Source organism: Mycobacterium sp. NGS22 (assembly GCF_059813095.1).
The window spans coordinates 90,498-113,809 of sequence record NZ_JCALDY010000008.1 but is presented as its reverse complement, the minus strand read 5'-3'; the positions used below and the strand labels follow the sequence as shown (position 1 = coordinate 113,809).

The 23,312-nt window shown below is 66.6% G+C and carries 17 protein-coding genes; 11 read left to right on the top strand and 6 right to left on the bottom strand.

Annotation, left to right across the window (positions count from 1 at the left end; genetic code table 11):
• Positions 1–18: 18 nt before the first annotated feature.
• Both AC5Y47_RS09970 and AC5Y47_RS09965 read left to right on the top strand, forming a co-directional pair.
• Positions 19–1,779, top strand: coding sequence for an N-acyl-D-amino-acid deacylase family protein (locus tag AC5Y47_RS09970; protein WP_499943788.1), 1,761 nt, complete (start codon positions 19–21; stop codon positions 1,777–1,779).
• Positions 1,780–1,789: 10 nt separating this feature from the next.
• Positions 1,790–3,082, top strand: coding sequence for an aromatic ring-hydroxylating oxygenase subunit alpha (locus AC5Y47_RS09965; RefSeq protein WP_499943787.1), 1,293 nt, complete (start codon positions 1,790–1,792; stop codon positions 3,080–3,082).
• Positions 3,083–3,149: 67 nt separating this feature from the next.
• Here AC5Y47_RS09965 and AC5Y47_RS09960 read toward each other — a convergent pair whose 3' ends face one another.
• On the bottom strand, positions 3,150–6,455 hold the full coding sequence (locus tag AC5Y47_RS09960) for a helix-turn-helix transcriptional regulator (RefSeq protein ID WP_499943786.1): 3,306 nt from the start codon (positions 6,453–6,455) through the stop codon (positions 3,150–3,152).
• 209 nt (positions 6,456–6,664) lie between these two features.
• On the opposite strand from AC5Y47_RS09960, the gene AC5Y47_RS09955 reads away from it, so the two are divergent.
• The 4 genes from AC5Y47_RS09955 (at position 6,665) to AC5Y47_RS09940 (ending at position 10,984) form a co-directional block, all read left to right on the top strand.
• Positions 6,665–7,888, top strand: coding sequence for a cytochrome P450 (locus tag AC5Y47_RS09955; protein ID WP_499943785.1), 1,224 nt, complete (start codon positions 6,665–6,667; stop codon positions 7,886–7,888).
• Between the two features lie 118 nt (positions 7,889–8,006).
• Positions 8,007–8,711: a PP2C family protein-serine/threonine phosphatase gene (locus tag AC5Y47_RS09950; RefSeq protein WP_499943784.1), complete on the top strand. Its 705-nt coding sequence runs from the start codon at positions 8,007–8,009 to the stop codon at positions 8,709–8,711.
• A gap of 9 nt (positions 8,712–8,720) precedes the next feature.
• On the top strand, positions 8,721–9,371 hold the full coding sequence (locus tag AC5Y47_RS09945; RefSeq protein WP_499943783.1) for a hypothetical protein: 651 nt from the start codon (positions 8,721–8,723) through the stop codon (positions 9,369–9,371).
• A complete protein-coding gene (locus tag AC5Y47_RS09940; protein ID WP_499943782.1) occupies positions 9,368–10,984 on the top strand; it encodes an FAD-binding protein in 1,617 nt (538 codons plus the stop codon). Before AC5Y47_RS09945 ends, AC5Y47_RS09940 begins: the two co-directional genes overlap by 4 nt.
• Here the strand turns inward: AC5Y47_RS09940 and AC5Y47_RS09935 are convergent.
• Entirely contained in the window at positions 10,960–11,901 is a 942-nt protein-coding gene (locus AC5Y47_RS09935) for an alpha/beta fold hydrolase (RefSeq protein ID WP_499943781.1), read from the bottom strand. The two genes, AC5Y47_RS09940 and AC5Y47_RS09935, sit on opposite strands and share 25 nt — an antisense overlap.
• A 66-nt stretch (positions 11,902–11,967) precedes the next feature.
• Between AC5Y47_RS09935 and AC5Y47_RS09930 the strand changes: the two genes are divergently transcribed.
• Complete coding sequence (locus AC5Y47_RS09930; RefSeq protein WP_499943780.1) at positions 11,968–13,128, top strand: NDMA-dependent alcohol dehydrogenase; 1,161 nt, start codon at positions 11,968–11,970, stop codon at positions 13,126–13,128.
• A gap of 1 nt (position 13,129) precedes the next feature.
• Here the strand turns inward: AC5Y47_RS09930 and AC5Y47_RS09925 are convergent, their stop codons facing one another.
• The 4 genes from AC5Y47_RS09925 to AC5Y47_RS09910 are packed head-to-tail and all read right to left on the bottom strand — an operon-like array spanning position 13,130 to position 17,870.
• On the bottom strand, positions 13,130–13,912 hold the full coding sequence (locus tag AC5Y47_RS09925; protein WP_499943779.1) for an SDR family NAD(P)-dependent oxidoreductase: 783 nt from the start codon (positions 13,910–13,912) through the stop codon (positions 13,130–13,132).
• A complete protein-coding gene (locus tag AC5Y47_RS09920) occupies positions 13,905–15,509 on the bottom strand; it encodes an AMP-binding protein (protein ID WP_499943778.1) in 1,605 nt (534 codons plus the stop codon). The genes AC5Y47_RS09925 and AC5Y47_RS09920 overlap by 8 nt, the downstream gene beginning before the upstream one ends.
• Before the next feature lies 1 nt (position 15,510).
• Complete coding sequence (locus AC5Y47_RS09915) at positions 15,511–16,260, bottom strand: GntR family transcriptional regulator (protein ID WP_499943777.1); 750 nt, start codon at positions 16,258–16,260, stop codon at positions 15,511–15,513.
• Complete coding sequence (locus tag AC5Y47_RS09910; protein WP_499943776.1) at positions 16,260–17,870, bottom strand: SMP-30/gluconolactonase/LRE family protein; 1,611 nt, start codon at positions 17,868–17,870, stop codon at positions 16,260–16,262. Before AC5Y47_RS09910 ends, AC5Y47_RS09915 begins: the two co-directional genes overlap by 1 nt.
• Before the next feature lie 215 nt (positions 17,871–18,085).
• Between AC5Y47_RS09910 and AC5Y47_RS09905 the strand changes: the two genes are divergently transcribed.
• Genes AC5Y47_RS09905 through AC5Y47_RS09890 form a run of 4 tightly spaced genes read left to right on the top strand, consistent with a single transcriptional unit; the run spans position 18,086 to position 23,087 of the window.
• Positions 18,086–18,931 carry an SDR family NAD(P)-dependent oxidoreductase gene (locus AC5Y47_RS09905; RefSeq protein WP_499943775.1) on the top strand — a complete coding sequence of 282 codons (846 nt, stop codon included), beginning with the start codon at positions 18,086–18,088 and terminating at the stop codon, positions 18,929–18,931.
• A complete protein-coding gene (locus AC5Y47_RS09900) occupies positions 18,931–20,316 on the top strand; it encodes an aromatic ring-hydroxylating oxygenase subunit alpha (RefSeq protein ID WP_499943774.1) in 1,386 nt (461 codons plus the stop codon). The genes AC5Y47_RS09905 and AC5Y47_RS09900 overlap by 1 nt, the downstream gene beginning before the upstream one ends.
• Positions 20,313–22,163 carry a flavin-containing monooxygenase gene (locus AC5Y47_RS09895; RefSeq protein WP_499943773.1) on the top strand — a complete coding sequence of 617 codons (1,851 nt, stop codon included), beginning with the start codon at positions 20,313–20,315 and terminating at the stop codon, positions 22,161–22,163. The genes AC5Y47_RS09900 and AC5Y47_RS09895 overlap by 4 nt, the downstream gene beginning before the upstream one ends.
• Complete coding sequence (locus tag AC5Y47_RS09890; protein WP_499943772.1) at positions 22,164–23,087, top strand: SDR family NAD(P)-dependent oxidoreductase; 924 nt, start codon at positions 22,164–22,166, stop codon at positions 23,085–23,087.
• Positions 23,088–23,312: the final 225 nt, after the last annotated feature.

The following is a 23,312-nucleotide window of genomic DNA, read 5'->3' as shown; positions in this document are numbered from 1 at the left end:
CGCTGCCCTGGAGGCATCATGTTCGACCTGAAAATCATCGGTGGCACCGTCGTCGACGGAACCGGCGCCGAACGTTACCGCGCCGACCTCGGCATCAGGGACGGAAAGATCGTCGAGGTCTTCCGTCGCGGCACGGATTCCGCGGAACTCGCCGGCGAGGCCGCCGAGACCATCGACGCGACCGGACGTGTGGTGGCGCCGGGATTCGTCGACATCCACACGCACTACGACGGACAGGTCAGCTGGGACAGTTCGCTGGAACCGTCCAGTGGCCACGGGGTCACCACGGTGGTCACCGGCAACTGCGGCGTCGGCTTCGCGCCGGTGCGACCGGGAACCGAGGATTGGCTGATCAGCCTGATGGAAGGCGTCGAAGACATTCCCGGCACCGCGCTCACCGAAGGCATCACCTGGGGCTGGGAGACCTACCCCGAGTATCTCGACGCCATCGACAAGCAGCAGTTCTCGATCGACGTCGGCAGCCAGGTCGCCCACGGCGCCATCCGCGCCTACGCGATGGGCGGGCGGGGTGCCCGCAACGAGCCGGCCACGCCCGAGGACATCGAAGCGATGGGGCGTCTGGTCACCGAGGCGGTCGAGGCGGGCGCACTCGGGTTCTCGACGTCGCGGACGATGGGGCACCGCGCCATGGATGGCGAACCCGTACCCGGCACTTTTGCCGCCGAAGACGAACTGTTCGGCCTGGGTCGGGCCATGGCCGCGGGCGGCCAGGCGGTCTTCGAACTCGCCCCGCAGGGCTCGGCGGGGGAGGACATCATCGCACCCAAGAAGGAGCTCGAGTGGATGCGGCGACTCGGCGCCGAGATCGACCGTCCGGTGTCGTTCGCGCTGATCCAGGTGGATGCCGACCCCGGGTTGTGGCGGGAGATGCTGGATCTGTCGGCGGATGCACACTCCGCAGGCGCCCGCCTGTACCCGCAGATCGCGGCGCGTCCGTTCGGCATGATGATCGGCTTCCAGGGCCACCACGGGTTCAGCCACCGGCCGACCTACCGGCGACTGAAAACCGAGTGCGGCCGCGAGGAGCTCGCGCAGCGTCTGGCCGACCCCGCGGTGAAAGCCGCGATCCTGGCCGAGGACGATCTTCCGGTTGATCCGTCCCTGTTGTTCGACGGCATGTTCGCCCTGGTGCAGCACTCGCTGCACCGGCTTTACGCGCTGGGGAACCCGCCCGACTACGAGCCCACGCCGGACCGCACGGTCCAGGCGATCGCGCAGGCGCGCGGCGAAGACCCGCTCTCGACGCTCTACGACCTGATGCTGGAGCGGGACGCGAGCGCGATGCTGATGCTGCCGCTGTTCAACTACGCCGACGGCAACCACGACGCGATCCGGGAGATGCTGCTGCATCCGGCCGGTGTGCTGGGCCTGTCGGACGGCGGCGCGCATTGCGGAATGATCTGCGACGCTTCCTATCCCACGTTCCTGCTGACGCACTGGGCGCGTGACCGGCACCGCGGGGACAAGTTGTCACTGGAATACGTGATCCGCAAACAAGCCCGCGACACCGCGCATCTGTTCGGCCTCACCGACCGCGGCACCATCGAGCGCGGCAAAAAAGCCGACCTCAACGTCATCGACATGAACGCGCTGACGCTGCACCCTGCGGCGATGGCGTGGGACCTGCCGGCGGGCGGAAACCGAATCCTGCAGGGCGCGAGTGGATACGACGCGACGATCGTCAGCGGCACCGTGACCCGCCGCAAGGACGTCGACACTGGCGCCCGGCCGGGACGATTGGTGCGTGGCGCGCGTTAGGGTTTCGTCTGTGGACGTGATGGCGGGCAACCCGGCCCGGGTGCGCGACGAGGACGCTATCGGCGACCCGCCCGCGTCTCCGACCCTGGTGCCCGCCGAGCGCTACTACTCACCGGCGTTCGCCGCTTTGGAGATCGAGCGGATGTGGCCGAGGGTTTGGCAGGTCGCCTGCATGGTGGACCACGTCGCCGAGGCGGGTGACTACTTCGAATACCGTTGCGGCCCATATGGAGTGCTGATCGTCCGCGGTGACGACGGGGTGCTGCGCGCCTTCCAGAACGCGTGCCGCCACCGCGGCAACTCGTTGTGCGTCGGCTCGGGTTCAGGGCTGCGCGAACTCAAGTGCGGGTACCACGGCTGGACGTGGGACCTGGCCGGGATGCTCAAGCGGGTGCCCAACCGCAAGGGCTTCGGGTCGCTGAAGATGTCCGAATTCCCGTTGCTGCCCGCCGCCGTCGACACCTGGGGAGGCATGGTCTTCGTCAACCTCGACGTCGAGGCGATGCCGTTGATCGAATACCTGGACGCTGTTCCGGCCGACATCGCCTGGTGCAACATTGACGACTTCCGTTGCTACGCAACGTTGACGGTCGAGGTCGAGGCCAACTGGAAGACGATCGCCGACGGGTACAGCGAGACCTATCATATCCAGACGCTGCATCCCGAGTTGTTGCGCTGTGTCGACGATATTCATGCGCCGCAACAGATTTGGCTCCACGCGGGTAAGTCCGACCAGCCCTACGGTGTGCAGAGCCCGCGGTTCGAGGGTGCCCTGACCGACGAGGAGGTCTGGGACGCTTACGTGTACACCCAGGGCGCGCTGATGGGTGCGGCCGAGGGCACGCCTTTTCCCGAGCGCACGGGGGATCAGACCGTCGCTGACCTGATCGCGGCCCGCACCCGGGAGTTCGCGGCCGGACGCGGGGTGGATCTGGACTGGGCCGACACCGACCGCATCACGCGCCTGCACCAGTACAACGTGTTCCCGAACATGACGTTCCTGGTCAACGCCGACCACCTGACGATCATGACGTCGCGGCCCGGCCCGGATCCGGACCACGGCGAGTTGACCATGTTCCTGATGACTCGGATGCCACCGGGAGCGCCGCGTAACAGGCCCACCGATATGCGGATGTCGGCCGCCGATGCCGAACCGGGAATCGTTCTGACCCAGGACATCCGGGTGTTGCCGGGGCTGCAGCGCGGCCTGCATCAGCCCGGCTTGACGCACCTGGTGTTGTCCAACGAGGAACGTCGGGTGATCAACATGCACCGCAACCTGGAGCGCTATCTCGACCTTTAAGCGCGAGCAGACGCAAAAGCGCCCCAAAACGGCACGTTTTGGGTGCTTTTGCGTCTGCTCGCGGGAGTTAGTGACGCGCGGCTTCCTGGGCGAGTTGGACACGGGACGTCAGGCCCAGCTTGGTGTAGACGTGGGTGAGGTGGGTCTCGACGGTGCGCGGTGAGACGAAAAGCCTTGCGGCGATGTCCTTGTTGCCCAGGCCGTCGCTGACCAGCCGGACGACGTCGAGTTCGGCCGGGGTCAGCGAGCCCCAGCCGGTGGACGGGCGTTTGCGCTCGCCGCGGCCGCGCCGCGCATAAGCGATCGCCTCCTCGGTGGAGAGCCCGGCTCCTTCTACGCAGGCTACGTCGAAGTCGTTGTCTCCCATCGCCTCTCGCAGCGCCGCAACCGAGGCTTCGTAGTCGGGCTGATGGATTGCATACCGCACCTCGCCGGTGCGCTGGCGGATACCCGCGGCCGCGCCGAAGAGTCGGGCCGCTTCCACATGGCTCGCACCTCGCGCGGCCAGCCTGGCAAGTCCCTCGAAGACATCGGGCGCGCCCAGCTGCGCCCCGGTATCGGAAGCACACGCCAAAGCCTCATTCGCATAGCGCTCGGCGGCTGCCCAATCGTTCTCGGCGAGAGCCACGCGGACACGGGCATTCAACGCGAGCATCCGGAAATATCCCGCGGTCACCGACACCGCCTGATCGGCCCAGAGGCGGGCCGTGCCGATGTCGCCTGTCGTGCGCTCGGTGTCAGCTCTCCACATCAGGTTCGTCGACGAAAAGCCGGCATCCGGTATCCGGCCGTAGGCCTTTGCCAGAGCGTCCTTGGCGGCCACGGCGTCTCCCGCGGCCAGGTGCGCTGCACCCAGCGCCAGATAACCGAGTCCCTCGATGGACGCGCCGAGCTCGGCGGCGGACTCGATCGCCGCCTCCGCGGCAGCGAGCGCCGCGATTGTCTTGCCCTGCCACCCGAGCACAAAGCTTTGCGCAATCAGGGCGTTGAACCTGGTCAGCAAGTCGCCGGCCGCATCAGCGTCGGCGAGTACATCGCGGACCTCGTCCTCAGCGCCCTGCAGGTCGCCACGCATCGTGCGCCCGCCGGCAATACCGTACAAACGGCACTGGCCCGAGGCGACCCGGTCACCGATCGCGTCGGCAAGTTCGCGCCCTTCGGCGGCCGCGTGCTCCGCGATCGAGCTGCCGGCCATAGACGCCGCATAGGCTTGGAAGCCGAGTAGCTGGCTCAGTCTCCAGTTGTCGCCCAGGGCGCGCGCCAAATCGATGGCTTCGACGAAGAATGTTTCTGCCTGCTCTGGGTTCAAAGCGGCCGCGGTAGCGACGCAGCCAGTGAGGGCACGGACCAGCAGCACAGGGTCGTCGAGTCGGCGAGCGATCGCGAGCGCTTCGGTGGCCTGTTCCATCCGCGCCGGCAGACCGAGCCAGCCGTCGAACAAGGCCGCGTCGCCCAGCGTTCGCGCCAGCACCGCCGGTGCGACCTCGCGATCAGCGGAGTCCGCGTCGGCGAGCGCCTCGTCGATCCACCTCATTCCTTCCCGCAGGCGGCCGCGCGTGAGCCACAGCGGCTGCAGCGACGTCGCGAGCTGCAAGGCCGACTCGATGTCACCGTTGTCGCGGCTCCAGGTGAAAGCCCCGCGCAGGTTGTCGATCTCGGATTCTGTTTGCTCGACCCGGTGCTGGTGGCCGGTGGCGGCGGGCGCGTCGAGCACGGCAGCCATCGCCAGGTAATAGTCCCGGTGACGTGCCCGCACAGCGTCCTCCTCGCCGGATTCACCGAGCTTTTCCGAGGCGTACTGGCGCACGGTCTCCAACAGGCGATAACGCATCTGACCGCCGGTGTCGTCGGCCACCACCAGTGACTTGTCCACCAGCAGAGTGAGCTGGTCGAGGACCTGGTACCGCTCGATCCCGGTGTCTCCGGCGACAGCACGCGCGGCGGCGAGGTCGAATCCACCCTGGAATGCGGCGAGGCGTCGGAACAGCACCCGCTCGGAGTCGGTCAGCAGCGCGTGCGACCAGTCCACCGACGCGCGCAACGTCTGCTGGCGACGCACGGCGAGGCGCCCGCCGCCGGTCAGCAACCGGAAGCGGTCGTGCAGGCTGTCGACGATCTCGTCGAGTGACAACGCCCGCACTCGCGCCGCCGCCAATTCGATGGCCAGCGGCATGCCGTCCAGGCGACGGCAGATCTCCTTGATTGCAAGGACTTTGGCGTCGGCTATGTCCAGATCGGATCGCACCCGCCGCGCCCGATCGACAAACAGCGCGACCGCATCGTCATCCAGCGACAGGGACGGCACCCGCCAGGTCACCTCACCTGGCACGTCGATCGGCTCGCGACTGGTCGCCAACAACGTCAACCCGGGGCATGGGGTCAGCAGCGCGACCGCCAGTGCGGCAACCGCGTCGAGAAGGTGTTCGCAGTTGTCCAGCACCACCAACATTTGACGGTCTGCTATGAACCGGGTCAACGCTTCGGTAGTGGAACGGCTCGGTTGATCGGCCAAACCGAAGGCACCCATCATCGCGTCCGGCACCAGATCGGCATCGGTGATCGGCGTGAGGTCGACATACCAGGAGCCGTTGCCGAAATCGGCGGCTACCTGCCCCGCCACCTGGATGGCAAGCCGGGTCTTACCCACGCCGCCGGCACCGGTCAGGGTGATCAGCCGGTTGCCTGCAAGGATCTGCTTCACCCCGTCGATCTCGGCGCCCCGGCCGATGAAGTTCGTCAGTTGAACCGGAAGATGTTCAGCGCCAACGTGTCTGGATGTTTTGAGCGGCGGGAAGTCGTTGTTGATGTCGGAGTGGCACAGCTGGGCCACCCGTTCGGGACGCGTGATTCCGCGCAGTTCGTGCCTGCCGAGGTCGGTCAGCCACGCATCGGGCGGCAGCGAGTCTACGACGATGTCTTCGGTGGTGCCGGACAGCACCGTCTGGCCGCCGTGGGCGAGATCGCGCAGCCGCGCCGTCCTGTTGATGGTCGGGCCGACGTAGTTTCCCTCATCCCGTAGCTGCACCTCACCGGTGTGCAGGCCGATGCGTAACCGGATCGGAGCGAGCGGCGCCCGCTGCAACGCCAGTGCGCACGCAACCGCAGCGGTGGCGCGGGCGAACGCGACCACAAAGCTGTCGCCCTCGCCTTGCTCCACGGGCCGCACCCCGCCGTGTACGACGAGTAGTTCGTCCAGCACCCGGTCCAAACGGGCAACAGCCGCCGTCATCTCCTCCTGTTGGGTTTCCCACAACCGCGTGGAGTTCTCGACGTCGGCGAGCAGCAGCGTCACCGTGCCGGTTGGCAGCTCACCCACGACCAACTCATTCCAGGTCAACGACGGCGGATCCGCACGTGGATCAGTCTCGGTCATGCTAGCCAGCATCCGCTGGCGAAGGGCTGCAAAACATCGTGGAAACCCCGTAGCGGGGGCGCATTCACTCTGCGCTCAGGGCGAACCCTGCTCGCGCTTTCGTCGCCGTAGCCGCAGATACGCCGTCTTCGGATTTCCGCGTTCTCCCCGATGATGCGCGGCCCCGAACACCAGATAGTCGATTTCGAACCGACTCGAGGAGGATCTCCATGACCGTCACGACCCAGTGCCCCGGTGTTTTCGAAGCCGGGCTTCCGACCGTCGACTACGAATCCGCCCAGCACCCAGACGACGCTCACGCGATCATTCAGCGCGTCCGCGCGGAGTCGCCGATCGCCGTCGGCGCCTACGGACCCGAGTTGCTGAGTTACGACCTCGTCCACACCGCACTCCGCGACCCGCGTTTCCGGGTACCGCAGGGCATGTTCCTTGCGGCGCAGGGAATTACGTCCGGACCGCTGTGGGACCGCATCGGCGATCTCATCATCAGTCTCGACGGCGAACAGCACCATCGGCTGCGCCGACTGGTCAGTAAAGCCTTCACACCCAAGGCGACGGCACGGTTACGCACGACGATCGTCGACATCATCACCGGGTTGGTCGACAGCGTGAGCGCGAGCGGGCGATGCGACGTCGTCACCGACATCGCCCGGCAATATCCCATTCCGGTCATCTGCGCATTGATCGGCGCGCCACCCGAGGACTGGGAGCTGATTTCGGACTGGGCCGATGACATCATGGAGGCCTTCGGCTGGAACGCCGCGAGCCAGGCGCCGCAAATTCTGGCAGCGTGGGAGGCATTCGACGCCTACCTCGACGAGATGCTCGCCTACCGGCGCCGGGCACTCAAAGACGACCTGATCTCCGAGCTGATCCGCGCCGAGGACGACGGCGACCGCCTCAATGGCGATGAACTGCGCAACATGGTCGCCGCGTTGCTGCTGGCAGGTACCGACACTACCCGCTTGCAACTGGCTGCGGCGGTGCACGTGCTCTGCGATCACCCCGACCAGTGGGCACTGCTGGGCCGGCAGCCTGAACTCGCCGCCGGCGCCGTCCACGAGTTGATCCGTCACTCGCCGATGTCGTTCGTCACCTTGCGCATCGCCGTACAGGACGTCGAACTCGCCGGCGTCACGATTCCGGCGGGCACCATCGTCGTCGTCAACACCGGCGCCGCCAACCGCGACCCCGCCGTCTACGACGATCCCGACCGTCTCGACATCACCCGCGTGGGAGCCGCACCGATGCAAACGTTCGGCGGCGGCGCGCACTACTGCCTGGGCGCCAACCTGGCCCGTCTCGAGTTGGCCGAAGCGCTGGCGGTGATGACCCGGCGGATGCCGAATGCCCGACGCACCGGGCCCGCCCTGTGGAACCGGGTGAGCGCGTTGGGTGGGCCCGTCACCCTGCCGATCGAATTCGACACCTGACAGCCAGGTATCGTGCTCACCCATCGACACAGACCGTGACCCCACGCTGCCGGAGAACGCGAACGCGCCCGGCGGTGACACGACATCCGGCAAGGTCCAGTTCGCGGGTCTGAGTGACGTGGGTCGACTGCGCGCCACCAACCAGGACCATTGGGGCGTCGACGCCGATCAGTCGCTGTTCATCGTCGCCGACGGGGTGGCCCGCAGCACCGACGGCGCGCTGGCCGCCCACCTGGTTGTCGAACTGTTGCCCACCTATGTGGCCCGCCATCTCAAGCCGGACGACGACGCCACAGCCGAGTTACTGGGACAGGCAATGATCGACTACTGCAACGACTTTCGCACCTACGCGGCCACCGACACCCGCGCCGCCGGCGCCAACACGACCGTGGTGGCTGCCGTCGTCGCCGGGTCACGCGCACTGCTGGCTCACCTCGGCGACAGCCGCGCATATCTGTTCCGCGACAACAAGATCGAACAGCTGACCCGCGATCACAGCGTGATTCAGGACCTGATCGACGCGGGCGAGGTCTCGCCCGAGGAGGCCGAACAACACCCCACCCGCGCCATCCTGACCCGGCACGTGGCGATGATTCCGGATCCGTTGCCCGACACCGCCACCGTGGATCTGCTGCCGGGTGATCGGATCCTGCTGTGCAGCGACGGATTGCACGGTGTCCTCGACGACGCCACTCTGGCCGCGATTCTCGACTCGGATCCCGAACCGTCGGATGCGTGCGCAGCCATGATCGCCGCGGCCAACGAGGCCGGCGGGCCGGACAACATCACCGCGCTGGTTGTCGATATCTCCGACGATCAATAGCCTTACGCGATGACAAGTCGCTTGGCCGTGATGGCGGCCCTGCTCACCGCACTGATTGTGCCCGTCGCCGGGTGCTCGACTTCGAGCCGACCTGCTGCTACCAGCACCAGCGCGTCGGCCCCGTCGAATCGACCGGCAACCACCACGCCCACGACGTCCGCACCCGAAGGGCCAAGGCGCCACGGAACGGCCGACGGCCTGTCCATCACCCTTGCTCCGCAAGGCGACACGACCATCAGACCGGGCGGGCGGCCGCTGTCCTTCAACGTCGCGCTGCTCAACACCACCCCGGCCGACATGAGCCAGATCGGATTGGTGGTGTCCCTGGGTCACTGCGGCTGCGGCTCACCCGAGGAACACATGATGCCGCTCGGGTCGTTGCGCATGCTCGACCCGAACACAAACAAGTGGGTCGTCGCTCCCTACAACCGGCAGGCAGGCGGAATGGACTTCCTGCTGCAGACGCTGGTGCCGCCGTTCGACCTCAAGGCCGGGCAGATCGTCAACTATCAACTCGAGTTGCAGCTCGACGCGCACCAGGACTTCACCGTCGGCAAAGGTGACGGCGCCGTCAACGTCACCAGGACCAACGTCGGCACCCATGATCCGATCGGCCCCAATCCCGCGGCGGCCCTTCGGTTTTCGGTGGAACCATCATGAGGGATGAGGGGCACTGGTCCGAATCCGCCGACGTCGTGGTGGTCGGCTTCGGGGCGGCCGGAACGTGCGCGGCGATCGCCGCGCGGGAAGAAGGCGCCGACGTCGTCGCCGTCGATCGCGCCAATGGCGGTGGCTCGACCGCGATTTCGGGTGGAATCATCTACGCCGGCGGCGGTACCTGGGTTCAGCAAGAGGCCGGCGTCGAGGACACCGCCGAGCAGATGCTGGCCTACCTTCGCCTCGAGGTCGGCGATGCCGTCAGTCCCGAAACCTTGGAGTCCTTCGTGGCGGGCAGCCCGGAGATGATCCGCTGGCTCAGCGAACGCGGCGTGCCGTTCGACTCAACGTTGTGCCCCTACAAGACGTCGTACCCGAACAACCGCTACTACCTGTACCACTCCGGCAGTGAGAACGCCGGCGCCTTCCGCAGCCGCACCCCGCCCGTCCAGCGGGGACACCGGGTGAAGGGCAAAGGCACCTCCGGCAAGGAGCTGTATGCGCCGCTGGCGAGATCCGCACTGGCCCTAGGTGTTCAATTCCATCCGCACACCATCGTCACGGATTTGGTGCAGGACTCGGCCGCCCGGGTGACCGGGATACGTGCCATGACGATGCGCGATGCGCCGCCCCGCATCCGGCAGGTGTACTCCCGGTTGGCCGCGCTGTCGACCAAACCCGGTATCTACTACCCACCGCTGCGCACTCAGATGGAACGACGGCTGCGAGGTCTCGAGCGCCGGTACGCACGCCCGATACAGATCGAAGCGCGACGCGGCGTAATCCTCTGTGCCGGCGGCTATATGGCGAACAACGAGTGGATCCAGCGGTACGCGCCGCAATACGCCGGGGGTCTGCAGCTCGGCACCAGCGGTGACGACGGCAGCGGTATCGCGCTGGCGCAGAGCGTCGGCGCCGTCACCGAGCGGATGGACAATGTCTCGGCGTGGCGATTCATCACGCCGCCAAGCGCTTTCATCAGCGCGATCATCGTCGACGAGCAGGGCCGGCGCATCATCGACGAGACCCGCTACGGCGCGGCGGTCGGACACGCCATGGTGCGACACCACGACGGCAAGGGCTGGATCCTGGCCGACGCTGATCTGATGAAAGAAGCACGACGGCAGATGATTTCGCAACCGTTGTGGTTTCAGCGCGGGCAATCGGCCGCGCAGATGCTGCTCTCGTCGTCCAAAGGCGCTTCACTGCGCGAGGTCGCCGAACGCGCCGGCATCGACCCCGACGGACTGACAGCCACCGTCGATGCGCACAACCAGGCGTTCGATGCCGGTGACCCGGATCCGGTCGGGAAGCCAAGCGATTTCGTGCGCCGCATCAGCACGCCCCCGTACACCCTGCTGAACATTTCGATCCGGCCGAATCTGTTCAATCCGACCCCGATGCTGACCCTTGGCGGTATCCGGGTGGATGAAGCCACCAAAGCGGTGCTCGACGGATCGGGCGCACCGATTCCCGGCCTGTACAGCGCGGGACGCACCGCGACCGGGATCTGCTCCAACTCCTACGTCAGCGGACTGTCGCTGGCCGACTGCGTGTTCGGCGGCCGGCGCGCAGGCACGCATGCCGCCGCTCAGCGGTTGGTGCCGGACCGCTGAATCACCAGCTCGACGGCGGCCGCGACGAGGTCGGGTTGGTGGATCTGGACGAAATGGTCACTGCCGGTGGCCTGCACGTGGGGTGTCTGCGGCCGCAGACCGACGAGTTTGGCGGTGGCGTCGCGCCAGGCCTGTTCGAGCTTGGCGGCTTTGTCGGCCGGCAGGTCCGGCGGGATCAGGAACGGTTCGGTCCGGGTCAGGACGACGGTGGGGATGGCCGGGAACGGTGCTGCCGCGGCGACTTGGGCGACACTGGCGTCGATGTCGATCTCCTCGAACCACTTCGGGTCCCCGATCTGCGCGGGCGGTGCGTCCAGTTCGCGCCGATAGTCGGGCCAGTCGGGTCCCATCAGGTCGGGGATTTCGATGCCGAACGCGTCGACGAACACCATCGCGCGCACCTGGTCCGGGTAGGTCTGGGCATACAACCGCGCGAACAGGCCGCCCAGCGAGTGCCCGGCAAGCACGTACGGGCCCGGCACGTGCGCGGCGTCGAGCAGCGTGTGCAGGTCGGTGACCACGTCGCGTGCGGTGCGCGGCATGGGCACAGGTGAGCTGCTGTCGACGACGACGGGCGGATCGGAGAAGCGCAACGTACCGGGCCGGTCGTAGGCACAGACACGATGTTCACGGGCAATCGTGGACAGCACCGCGGGACCGGTCGCCGGAGCGGTCGCGTCGGACTTGCTCCACGGATCCGACGAGTTGTGGTAACCGGATTCCAGAATGACCGTCGGGGCGCCCTGGCCGCGGCACTCCAGATAAAGGTGCCGTCCGTTGCCGATCTCTACCGGACCGGCGATGTCACCCGGGGCGAGCGGCGCGGGCCGGCTGCCCGCAGGTTTGCCGGCGCAACCCGTCAAAGCGAGAAGCAGCGCAGCGATCAACAGGGATTGGCGGAGACCCGATGCCAGCATTGGGCCATTGTGTCGGGTGTGCGCACCGGCGCGTAGGTTGAGCCTCACGTCACCACGGAGGATGCAATGAAATGTCGTGCCGCTGTGCTGCGGGGGGTCGGTGAGCGTTGGGAGATCGTCGAAATCGATCTCGGCGCGCCGCGCACCGGTGAGGTCCTGGTGCGGATGGCCGTCGCGGGTGTCTGCCATTCCGATGACCACCTGATCACTGGTGATGTGGTGCCGACGCCGGAAGTGCTGGCCGCGAGCGGAATGGTCGCGCCGGACTGGTTTCCGCTGTTGGGTGGTCACGAAGGCGCCGGCGTCGTCGAAGAGGTCGGTCCCGGCGTGACGACGGTGCAGCCCGGGGACCGGGTGGCGATGTCTTTCATCCCCGCATGCGGGAACTGCCGATTCTGCGTCAACGGCCAGAGCTACATCTGCGACGCCGGCGCCAGCCTGTTCGCTAAAGAGATGCCCACCGACGGAACCTGTCGTCGTCACCTCGACGGCGAAAAGCTGTTGGCTTACGGCCAACTCGGCACGTTCGCCGAATACGCGGTGCTGTCGGAACGGTCCGTCATCAAGATCGACGACGCGATTCCCTTTCACGCCGCCTCGCTGGTGTCGTGCGGCGTCAGCACCGGCTGGGGTTCGGCGACGGTGTCGGCGGGGACCGAGCCGGGCGACACCGTTGTCGTCATCGGCACCGGCGGTGTCGGGATGAACTCGCTGCAGGGTGCGCGCGCCGCGGGGGCAACTTATATCGTCGGAGTCGATCCCGTTGACACCAAGCGGGATTCGGCCAAGATCTTCGGCGCCACGCATACCGTCGCCAGCTGCGAGGAGGCGATCCCACTCACCGAAGCCCTCACCGCCGGGGTGATGGCAGACCGCGTCATCGTGACAGCCGGCGTGGTGCATGTGGACCTGATCCCGTTGGCGATGCGGCTGCTGCGCAAGGGCGGTACGTGCGTGGTCACCGGCATCACCCCGTACAGCGAACCCTTGGTGCCGCTGGTGTTGCAGGAGATGGTGCTGTCGGCCAAACAGCTCAAAGGGGTGCTCTACGGCGGGATGAATCCACGCACCAGCGTGCCGAAGCTGCTGTCGATGTATCGCGCCGGGACCCTGAAACTCGACGAGTTGGTCACCCGCCAATACCGGCTCGACGACATCAACGAAGCCTTCGAGGACCTGCGCGACGGCCGGAACATCCGCGGCATCATCGAGTTTGGCGACCTGTGAGTCAGCGGGCGACCCATTCCGATGTCAGCGCGAATTCGGAGAGGTACTTCGTCGCGCTCCAGCCGCCGTCTACGACTATCGTCTGCCCGTTGATGAAACTCCCACCCGGTGAGCACAGGAACGCGACGGTGCTGGCGATGTCGTCGATGCTGCCCAGCCGCTGATGGGGCGTCATCTCGGTGTTGATCTTGCGGAATCGCGGGTCTTCCAAACGCTTTTCGGTCATCGGCGTCACCGCCACCCCCGGCGCGACCGCGTTGCAACGAATGCCTGACGCCCCGTATTGACAGGCGATGTGGGTGGTCAGCGCGGTCAGTCCGCCTTTGGCAGCGGAGTACGCGCCGCCGCGGAGACCGCCGATGACAGCGAAAGTCGACGTGACGTTGATGATCGCCGCTCCGGCCCGCATGTGGGGCAGCACGTCGCGGGCCAACCGGAACGGGGCACGCAGCATCAGATCCAGGAAATAGTCCAGCGTTTCGTCGTCGGTTTCGTGTAGTGGCTTGGGACTGCCCACCCCGGCGTTGTTGACCAGGAAATCGATGCGGCCCCACCGATCTACCGCACGTTCCACGATGCGCCGCGGTGCGTCGTCGTCGGTCAGATCGACAGCCAGCGTCGCGACCCGGTGCGGATCGTCGATGGCGTCCTCCAGCTCCGCCAACCGCTCGTCGCTGCGCCCGGTGCCCAGGACCGCCATTCCCATCTCGGCGAGTTTCGTCGCGCACCCGAAACCAATGCCACTGCTTGCTCCCGTGACGATTGCGACCTGCATCTCAGCCATCCTTCTGCACCAGCACCGCTCTGATCTGATGCTTGAGAACTTTCCCCGCATCGTTTTTGGGCAACGCATCCCAGATGAAGACCTGTTCTGGCGCTTTGAATTTCGCGACACCCATCCGTTCGAGCATCGACCTCAGACTTGCGACGTCCGGTGGCTGCGGGCCGGCTGGCACGATCACCGCGCACGCCCGTTCCCCGGTGCGCTGGTCGGGAACCCCGACGACCGCGATTTCGGCGATGCCGTCGTGGCCGACGAGCCAGTCTTCGACTTCTTTGGCCGAAATGTTCTCGCCATTGCGCACGATGATGTCCTTGGCCCGACCGGTCACGACGAGGTACCGGTCCTCGACCCAACGGCCCAGATCACCGGAGCGGAAAAACCCGGCGGCGTCGAAGCAGTCGCGGTCGTCCTCCGGATGCCGGTAACCGACCAGCATCTGCGGACCGCGCAGACAGATCTCCCCTTCGCCTGCTGGCGCGGCGGGGTGGGCGGCGAGCGTGATCTCGGCGATGCCGGGTCGTCCGTCGGTGTCTGCGGCGTACCCCGCTTCGTCGGGGCGCGGTGCGCCGACGGTCGCGACGGGCACCTCGGTGCAACCGTAGACCCGGGTGATCACCGCCCGCTCGAAATGAGCGGCGGCACGGCGGATCAGCGTCGGTGACACCGCGGCACCCCCGCAGATGAACACCCGCAAATGGGGCAGGCGGTTGCCGGTACTGTCGGCGGCCGCCAGAAGTTGCTGCAGAAAAGGTGTCGCCCCGGCCATGTGAGTGCACCGCTCACCGTCCATCAGCGCCAACGCCGTTGCCGGATCCCACTTGTCCATCAGTACCGCGGTGGTGCCCAGCAGCAGCGGGCACTCGACCGCGTAGATCGAGCCGCCGATGTGGGCGACCGGGGACGGCACCAAAAAGGTGTCGCCCGGCTCGACGGCCCAGGCCTCGCGGATCTGGCGGATCAGTGCATGGATCGAGTTGTGGCTGTGCAGAACACCTTTGGGGCGTCCCGTGGTACCTGATGTGTACAGCACCAGGCGCACGGCGTCGGGGTTCAGCTCCGGTAGCGGCTCCGGTTCGGGATCGCTTAGCTGCAGCAACGCCGAAAACGGTGTGTGCGAGCCGGAATCCCCACGCACCACCACCACCTCGGGGGGCGAGCTCATCGCGGCCGCCACCCGGTCGAGCATCCCCGCGTAGTCGTGACCGCCGAATTGCCCCGGGACGAAGATCATCCCAGCCCCGACGTCTTCGAGGATCACCCGCAGATCGTGATCCCGCAGCGACGGCAGGATCGGGTTGACCACCATCCCGGCCAGCGTCGCGGCCAAATACACCACGGCGGCCTCGTGCCAGTTCGGCAACATGAACGACACCACGCTGCCGGTCGGCAGGCGGGACAGCAGTGCGCCCGCCAGGGTGGTCGCCTGGTCGTAGAGCGTCGCGCAGTCCAGTCGGACATCGTTGTCCACCAATACTATTCGCTGGGGAGAGCTGGCCGCGGCAGCGCGGATCGAGTCCGCCAGCGTGGTATGCACCCACAACCCGCGCCGGTATGCCTCCGCCGCGCGGGCCGGGTCCTGATGCGCCCGGACCGTCACCTCAACCGGCGTATCCAGTCACGCGGCGCATGGTGATCGCGTACCGAAAGCTCGACGACAGGTGCGTGTTGACGGTCACCTGCGCGATCTCGCCGTCCGAGGTTTTGTACGTGCGCCGCATCTGCAGCGCCGCCGTTCCCGTCTCGACGCCGAGCGGGCCGGCTTCCTCGGGTGGCAGCAGCACGGCGGCGATCTCCTGCTGCAACTCGGCGATACTGACGCCGAACAAGTCCTCGATCAACGGGAACACCGGGCCGGTGTGCCGTTGCAGGAGCCTGCCGACCGCGGCGAATGCCCGGTTGATGTAGTACTCCGCCCGGCACAGCGGCACCGACGCGTCGTCGGCCTGCCGGTAGCCCCGCACCGACAGCCACTGCGTGCCGACGTCGAGTCCGGTGCGGCCGGCAAGCTCGCCGTCGATTGTCACCATCGCGTTGGACTCGATGGTGAGCTGCGCCCCGGAGGCGAAGGCGAGCAGGTCGTCGATCGACATCACGTCCTGCGCATAGGAACTCGCCGTCGCCCGGGGTACCACGCGGGTGCCCGCGCGTGGCCGCGACGCGACGAGGTTGTCTTCACGCAGCCGCCGCAGCGCTTCGCGCACTGTGTAGCGGCTGACGGCGAATCGCTCGCACAACTGCTGCTCGGTCGGCAGTTGCGAGCCCACCGGATACACGCCGTCGACGATCTCCTTGCGCAGGGTGCGCGCGATCTGCAGATAACGGTGATCGTTCGAGATGGCCTGGGACATCACGGCCCGTCCGGTGACGGGCGCAGGGCCAGTACGCTGCCGTCGGCGTCGGCCGAGATGAACAACGTGCCGTCGGGCGCGGCCGCGATGCCGGCGAAGGGTCCCTGGGGTCCGGAGAACGGCGGCATGCCCTTCAACGGTTTGGCGACCACACCCGGCGCAGGTCCGACCGGCAGGCCGGACACCAGGGTGCGCCGCGCATTGGTCTGCAGATCGTAGGAGATCAACTGCTTGGCTCCGGAGTCGACGATGTACAACACACCGTCGCGCACCAGAATGCCTTCCGGGCGTTGCAGATTGGTGACGACGGCCTCGGCATTCAGGCCACCGACTTTCACCACTTGCCCGGCGCCGGCCTCCGCGGTCAGACACGCTCCGTCGGCGTCGATTGCGACCCCGATCGGTTCGCGCAGCCCGGTCGCGAGCACCTCTGTGTGTCCCGACCGCACGGACAGCACCCGCCCGGTGCCGAACTCGGCAACGATCACCCCGCCCGGCACGACCGCGACACCATAGAGTTGGTCGAAACCCTCGGCCAGTACTTCGCTTTCGTTCGCGGCCGGTCGGTAGCGGGTGACCTGTCCGATGGAGGTGGTCACGATGAACTCACCGGGTCCGCTGACGTCGACGCCGCGCAGGAATCCCGGATAGCCGGGACTGAACAGCATCGCCACGGTCTGCAGGGAGCCGCCGGGCTCAGCGGCGTAGAAGTACGTGCCGTCGGCGATGTAGAGCCGCCCATCGTGGCCGACGGTCAGATCCAGCGGCCAGTTCAGGCCACCCGGCAACACCATCCGCATCCCACCGTCCGGGGACAGCTCGGTGATCTCGCCGGTGAAGTTGGACACGAGCAGCTTGTCGTCGACGAAGGTGCAGTTGTCCAGGCCCGGATTGAGTTGGGCCAGCACCTGTTTGGCGCCGCTGCGCGGATCGATGCGCAGCACCTGTCCACTGGCCACCTGGGTCGAGACGATGAAGCCCTGCGCGTCGAACTTGACCGAGTCGGGTACCCCGAGATCGCCTGCGACGACCTGGGCTTCGCCGCCCTCCGGATCGACGCGCCAGATCTCGTTGGCGCCCATCACCGGGAAGTACAGCAGTCCGTCCGGACCGACCTCCATCGCGTTGGGCATCGGCAGGTTCTCCAACAGCAACCGGGGCGGGCCGCCGTTGAGATCCAGTTCCAGCAGCCGGCCACCTTCCCGGCACTCGTTGATGAACAACCGGTCCTGATAGACGGTGATGCCGTTGGCCGACGGAAGATCGTCGCGCAGCAGACGAGTTCCCCCGGCGGGATCGAGCATGCTCACCCGACCGTCCATCACCTCGGTCGCATAGAGGTTCCCGTTGGTGTCGAACGCGACGTCGTCGGGCGCGATGATGTCGCCACCCTTGGCGCTGACCGTTGTCACCAGTCCGGTGCGGTGATCCAATGCGCTGATCTGACTGCCGGTCACCTGCGCGATGTAGATGCGGCCGTCCGGGCCGGTTCGCAGACCGTTGGCGCCGAATAGACGACTCGGCGGGGTGACCCGTTCGAGTCGCCAGCCCTCGGCGACTTCGACCGGGTGCGCCAGTGCGTACCGCGAGGGCTGCGCCATCAGAGCCATGGTCCCGCTCGGATCCTTCCGCTTCGAAACACGTGCGTCGTCGGGACGTTATCAAGATGCAGCTAGTCCAGACAATAGCTGCGTAAGCAGCTGCCCTCATCTTGACAGGCCCGTCTCACGATCGGAATAGTGTTCTCGTATAGACAGAATGCCATATTTTGTCCGGACAAAATGGCGGCAGCGACTTTCGCCCGGCCGCAGCAACGGAAGCAGGTATGGAGGACTTCCTCAGACTCGACGGTCGCATCGTGGTAGTTTCCGGCGCCGGCGGCGGCGGTATCGGCACCACGGTGACCGCGATGACGGCCCGTGCGGGCGCCACCGTGATCGCGGTCAGCCGATCGCAGCAAAACCTCGACGAGCACGTCGCACCGCTGGCGCGCGAAGGTCTCGCGGTCATCCCTGTCGCGGCCGACGCGTCCACCGACGAAGGCATCGAGTCGATCATGGAGCAGGTGCGGCGTACCGACGGCAGCCTCTACGGTCTGGTCAACGTCGCCGGCGGCGCCGCGCCATCGACGTGGATGCCGTCCACCCGGGTCGCGCGCAGCGACTGGCGCCAGATCTTCACCGACAATCTCGAAACGGCGTTCTTCATGAGCCGCGCCGTCGCAGCCGAACTCGTTGCGCAGCAGCTACCCGGATCGATCGTGTCGATCTCGTCGATCAGCGGCATGAACAGCGCTCCCTTCCACATCGCCTACGGCACAGCGAAAGCCGCGGTCGTCGCCATGACGCGCACGATGGCTGTCGAGCTCGCACCGTCGGGCATCCGGGTCAATGCGGTCGCGCCGGGGGTCACCGAGACCGCGGCCTCGCGCACCTACACCGAAGCGGACCCCGAACGGGATCAGCGGGCGATCGCCATGGGCAGGCGGGGCCGCCCCGAGGAGCAGGCCGGCGCCATCCTCTTCCTGCTCTCGGAGCTGTCGGGCTACATCACCGGACAGACGCTGCTCGTCGACGGCGGGCTCAACCTCAAATGGAACCATCTGGGTGCCGACAACACGTCGCTGTTTCTCAAAGACGAATCCTTCCGCGCGTCGATTAGGAGGATGTGATGACCGATGTCGCGAAAGACGTGAATTCTGCTGCGGCCGAGGAACTCTCGACCCCGATGACCATCGGTGTCGACGCATACATCAGCGCGGACTATGCCCGAGCCGAGCGCGACAAGCTGTGGCGGAAGGTCTGGCAGCAGGTCGGCCGGGTCGAAGAACTGCCCGACGTGGGCAGCTACCTGACCTACGACATTCTCGACGACTCGATCATCGTGGTGCGCACCGGCGAGCACGAGTTTCACGCGCACCACAACGTCTGCATGCACCGCGGCCGTCGCTTGATCGACACCCCCGAGGGCGCCAAGAACGCCCGCGGGCGCGCCCGCAAGTCGTTCGTCTGCGGCTTCCACGGCTGGACCTACAGCCTGGACGGGGCATGCACCCACATCCGCGAGCAAGACGACTGGCAGGGGACGCTGTCCTCCGACAACACCCGACTGCGCCCGGTCCGAGTCGACACCTGGGGCGGTTGGTTGTGGATCAACATGGACCCCGACTGCGAGCCGCTGGCCGATTACCTGTTTCCCGCCGCCAAGATCCTCGACCCGTTCGGCCTGGAGAACATGCGCTGCAAATGGCGCAAATGGCTGTCCTTCGACTGCAATTGGAAGGTCGCGCTCGAGGCGTTCAACGAGACCTACCACGTTTTCACCACGCACCCGGAATTCAACAAGTTCGGCGAATTCAAGGGCTGGGCCAAGGCGCAGGGCCGGCACAGCAACATCGGCTATGACGCTCCGAAGGACATGGAGGCCACCAAGTCCAAGATCCGCCTCGGCATCGGCACCGATCCGCGTGTGTCGACCGCGGAGATGCAGATCTACACGATGGAGGAGACCAACGCCACCACCACCGAGACGCTGGTGAAAGCCGCCAAGCGTCTGGTGGACGAACTGCCCGAGGGGACACCGGCCGACAAGGTGCTCGAACACTGGTTGGCCTCGGCACGCCGAGACGACGAAGCGCGCGGCGTGGTCTGGCCGACGATTCCGGCCGACATCCTGGGTCAGGCCGGTACCGCGTGGCAGATCTTTCCGAACTTCCAGATCGGGCAGGGCCTGACCAGCGCGCTGTGCTACGGCGCGCGGCCGCACCCCAGCTACAACCCCGACAAATGCATCTTCGAGGTCTCGGTCTTCGAGCTGTACCCGAAAGGTCAAGAGCCGCAGACGGAGTGGGAGTACACCCCGGTGGGTGACCCCAGGTGGCGATCGGTGCTGCCGCAGGACTTCTCCAACATGGCCGCGGTACAGCAGGGCATGAAATCCCTTGGCTTCCCGGGCACCAAGCCCAACCCGTACCGCGAACGCAGCACCGTCAACCTCCACTACCAACTGGCGAAATACATGGGTACCGGCGAACCGCAGGAGCTTCGAGACAAATGACACTATTCGAGACCTGCGGACCCACGCGGACCCCCGACGACATCGACATCGACGCGCTGCGAGAGAAGTACCGGATAGAGCGCGACAAGCGTCTTCGCCCGGAAGGGTCCAAGCAGTACCTGGAACTCGCGGGCGACTTCTCGGAGTTCTCGGAGGTCGATCCGCACACCCCGGTGACGCCCCGAACGCCGATCGACGAGAACATCGAAGTCGCGGTTCTCGGTGGCGGCATCACCGGCCTGCTGGCCGGCGCCTACCTGAAGAAGGCGGGCGTCGACGACGTCCACATCATCGAGATGGGCGGAGACTTCGGCGGGGTCTGGTACTGGAACCGCTTCCCGGGCATCCAGTGCGACAACGACGCCTACTGCTACATCCCCATGCTGGAAGAACTCAACTACATCCCGTCCAAGAAGTTCGCCGACGGCGCCGAGATCTACCAGCACTGCCAGCGCATCGCAAAACATTTCGGTCTCTACGACGGTGCGATCTTCTCGACCCAGGTGCGCGAGGCGCGCTGGGACGAGTCGATCAAGCGGTGGCGCTTGAGCACCAATCGCGGCGACGACATCCGGGCCCGGTTCGTGGTCATGGCGCAGGGCTCGTTCAACCGTCCGAAGCTGCCCGGCATCCCAGGAATCAAAGACTTCCAGGGACACATCTTCCATTCCGCCCGTTGGGATTACGACTACACCGGTGGGGATGCCAACGGCGGACTGCACAAGCTGCACGACAAGCGGGTCGCGCTGGTCGGCACCGGTGCGACCGGGGTCCAGCTGGTACCCCACCTGGGCCGAGATGCGCAGCATCTGTACGTCTTTCAGCGCACCCCCTCGTCGGTGGACCTGCGCGGCAACGTGCCCACCGACCCGCAGTGGGCGGCAGCACTGCAGCCGGGCTGGCAGGAAGAACGCAAGCGCAACTTCCACCGTTGGTCGCCGCTGGGGGAGGGCGCGGTGTTCGACGAACCGGACATGGTCTGCGACTTCTGGACGGAGCTGGGGCGCAACCTGACCGCGCGAATCGCCGCTTCCGAGGATCCGACCGCGCTGAGCATCGAGCAGATCATGACCTTCCGCGAAGAAGAGGATTACAAGGTCATGGAGCGACTGCGGCGTCGTGTCGAGGAGGTCGTCGAGGATCCGGCGACCGCCGAGGCCCTGAAGCCGTACTACCGCTTCATGTGTAAGCGTCCCTGCTCCAACGACGAATACCTGCCGACCTTCAACCGTCCGAACGTCACGCTGGTCGACGTGTCGGAATCCAAAGGGGTGGAACGGCTTACCCCGAAGGGGATCGTCGCCGGCGGCGTCGAGTACGAGGTGGATTGCGTGATCTTCGCCAGCGGTTTCGAGATCACCACGGACATCAGCCGGCGGTACGCGCTCGACGCGATCGAGGGCCGCGGCGGCCTGTCGCTCTTCGATCACTGGCGCGACGGATACAAGTCGCTGCACGGCATGACGAGCCGCGGCTTTCCCAACCAGTTCTTCACCGGCTTCATCCAGGGCGGGGTGGCCGGCAACACCACCGCGATGCTCGAGCAACAGGCCGAACACATCGCCTACATCATCTCCGAGGCAACAGCGCGCGGTGCGGCGACCGTCGAACCGAGCCAGCAAGCCCAGGACGACTGGGTCCAGACGATCCGCGAAACCTCCATCGACGCATCGGAATTCGCGATCTCCTGCACACCCGGCTACTACAACAACGAGGGCGGCGGGGGTGGGGAAGGCATTCGTTCGGCAATCGGGGACCCCTACATGCCGGGCTTCTACGTCTTCGACGAACTCCTCGCGCAATGGCGCGCCCAAGGCGACCTCTCCGGCCTGGTTCTCGGTAAATAGGTGGCTGACTTGCGATTCGACGGCAGGGTGGCGGTTGTCACCGGCGGTGGGCGCGGGTTGGGCCGCAGCTACGCCACACTGCTCGCGGCCAGGGGGGCGGCGGTCGTCGTCAACGATCCCGGCGGTGGTCTGACCGGTGACGGTGGCGACGGCGCTCCGGCCTCTCAGGTGGTGCGCGAGATCGTCGCCGCCGGCGGTCACGCCGTCGCCAACACCGACTCCGTGGCCACCGCAGCCGGCGGCAAGGCGATCATCGACGCGGCGCTCGACACCTATGGCCGCCTCGACATCCTGGTGCACAACGCCGGGATCGTGCGCCGCGCATCGCTCAAAGAGATGAGCTACGAAGACTTCGAGGCGGTGCTCGACGTCCATCTACGTGGGGCCTTTCATGTTGTGCGGCCTGCGTTTCCGGTGATGTGCGCCGCGGGCTACGGCCGCATCGTCCTGACGTCGTCCATCGGCGGGCTGTACGGAAATCACGGGGTGGCCAACTACGCGGTCGCCAAAGCCGGTGTGATCGGGCTGTCCCACGTCGCCGCTCTGGAGGGGGCGGCCGAGGGAGTGAAGAGCAACGTGATCGTGCCGGCGGCCGTGACGAGGATGGCCGAAGGCATCGACACGTCGGCATATCCGCCGATGGAACCTGAACTGGTGGCGCCGGTGGTGGGCTGGCTGGCGCACCAGTCCTGTTCGGTGACAGGCGAAGTGCTGATCGCGTTGGCCGGTCGGGTAGCCAGGGCCGTCGTCGCCGAAGCGCCTGGTGTGTATCGGCCCTCGTGGTCGATCGAGGATGTGGACGCCGCTATCGAGGCGATCCGCGACACGTCGAACCCGGTCGTGTTCCCGGTGGTGCCGGACGGGCACGGTGAGCACATCCGCTACAGCTTTTCGATGGCCGCCCAGGACGCGCGCCGTGCCTAGCGGCGATCGCAAGCGCGGCGATAGCCGGGCGCCGCGGGTCGCCGCCAATGGACCTAGCGGCGATCGCAAGCGCGGCGATAGCCGGGCGCCGCGGGTCGCCGCCAATGGACCTAGCGGCGATCGCAAGCGCGGCGATAGCCGGGCGCCGCGGGTCGCCGCCAATGGACCTAGCGGTGATCGCAAGCGCGGCGATAGCCGGGCGCCGCGGGTCGCCGCCAATCGACC

Coding starts and splice junctions, on each gene's coding strand:
- AC5Y47_RS09915 (WP_499943777.1), bottom strand. CDS start 16,260: ATGTCCCAGGCCATCTCGAACGATCACCGTTATCTGCAGATCGCGCGC.
- AC5Y47_RS09910 (WP_499943776.1), bottom strand. CDS start 17,870: ATGGCTCTGATGGCGCAGCCCTCGCGGTACGCACTGGCGCACCCGGTC.
- AC5Y47_RS09935 (WP_499943781.1), bottom strand. CDS start 11,901: ATGCTGGCATCGGGTCTCCGCCAATCCCTGTTGATCGCTGCGCTGCTT.
- AC5Y47_RS09970 (WP_499943788.1), top strand. CDS start 19: ATGTTCGACCTGAAAATCATCGGTGGCACCGTCGTCGACGGAACCGGC.
- AC5Y47_RS09895 (WP_499943773.1), top strand. CDS start 20,313: ATGACACTATTCGAGACCTGCGGACCCACGCGGACCCCCGACGACATC.
- AC5Y47_RS09925 (WP_499943779.1), bottom strand. CDS start 13,912: ATGGCTGAGATGCAGGTCGCAATCGTCACGGGAGCAAGCAGTGGCATT.
- AC5Y47_RS09940 (WP_499943782.1), top strand. CDS start 9,368: ATGAGGGATGAGGGGCACTGGTCCGAATCCGCCGACGTCGTGGTGGTC.
- AC5Y47_RS09960 (WP_499943786.1), bottom strand. CDS start 6,455: ATGACCGAGACTGATCCACGTGCGGATCCGCCGTCGTTGACCTGGAAT.
- AC5Y47_RS09945 (WP_499943783.1), top strand. CDS start 8,721: ATGACAAGTCGCTTGGCCGTGATGGCGGCCCTGCTCACCGCACTGATT.
- AC5Y47_RS09930 (WP_499943780.1), top strand. CDS start 11,968: ATGAAATGTCGTGCCGCTGTGCTGCGGGGGGTCGGTGAGCGTTGGGAG.
- AC5Y47_RS09900 (WP_499943774.1), top strand. CDS start 18,931: ATGACCGATGTCGCGAAAGACGTGAATTCTGCTGCGGCCGAGGAACTC.
- AC5Y47_RS09905 (WP_499943775.1), top strand. CDS start 18,086: ATGGAGGACTTCCTCAGACTCGACGGTCGCATCGTGGTAGTTTCCGGC.
- AC5Y47_RS09955 (WP_499943785.1), top strand. CDS start 6,665: ATGACCGTCACGACCCAGTGCCCCGGTGTTTTCGAAGCCGGGCTTCCG.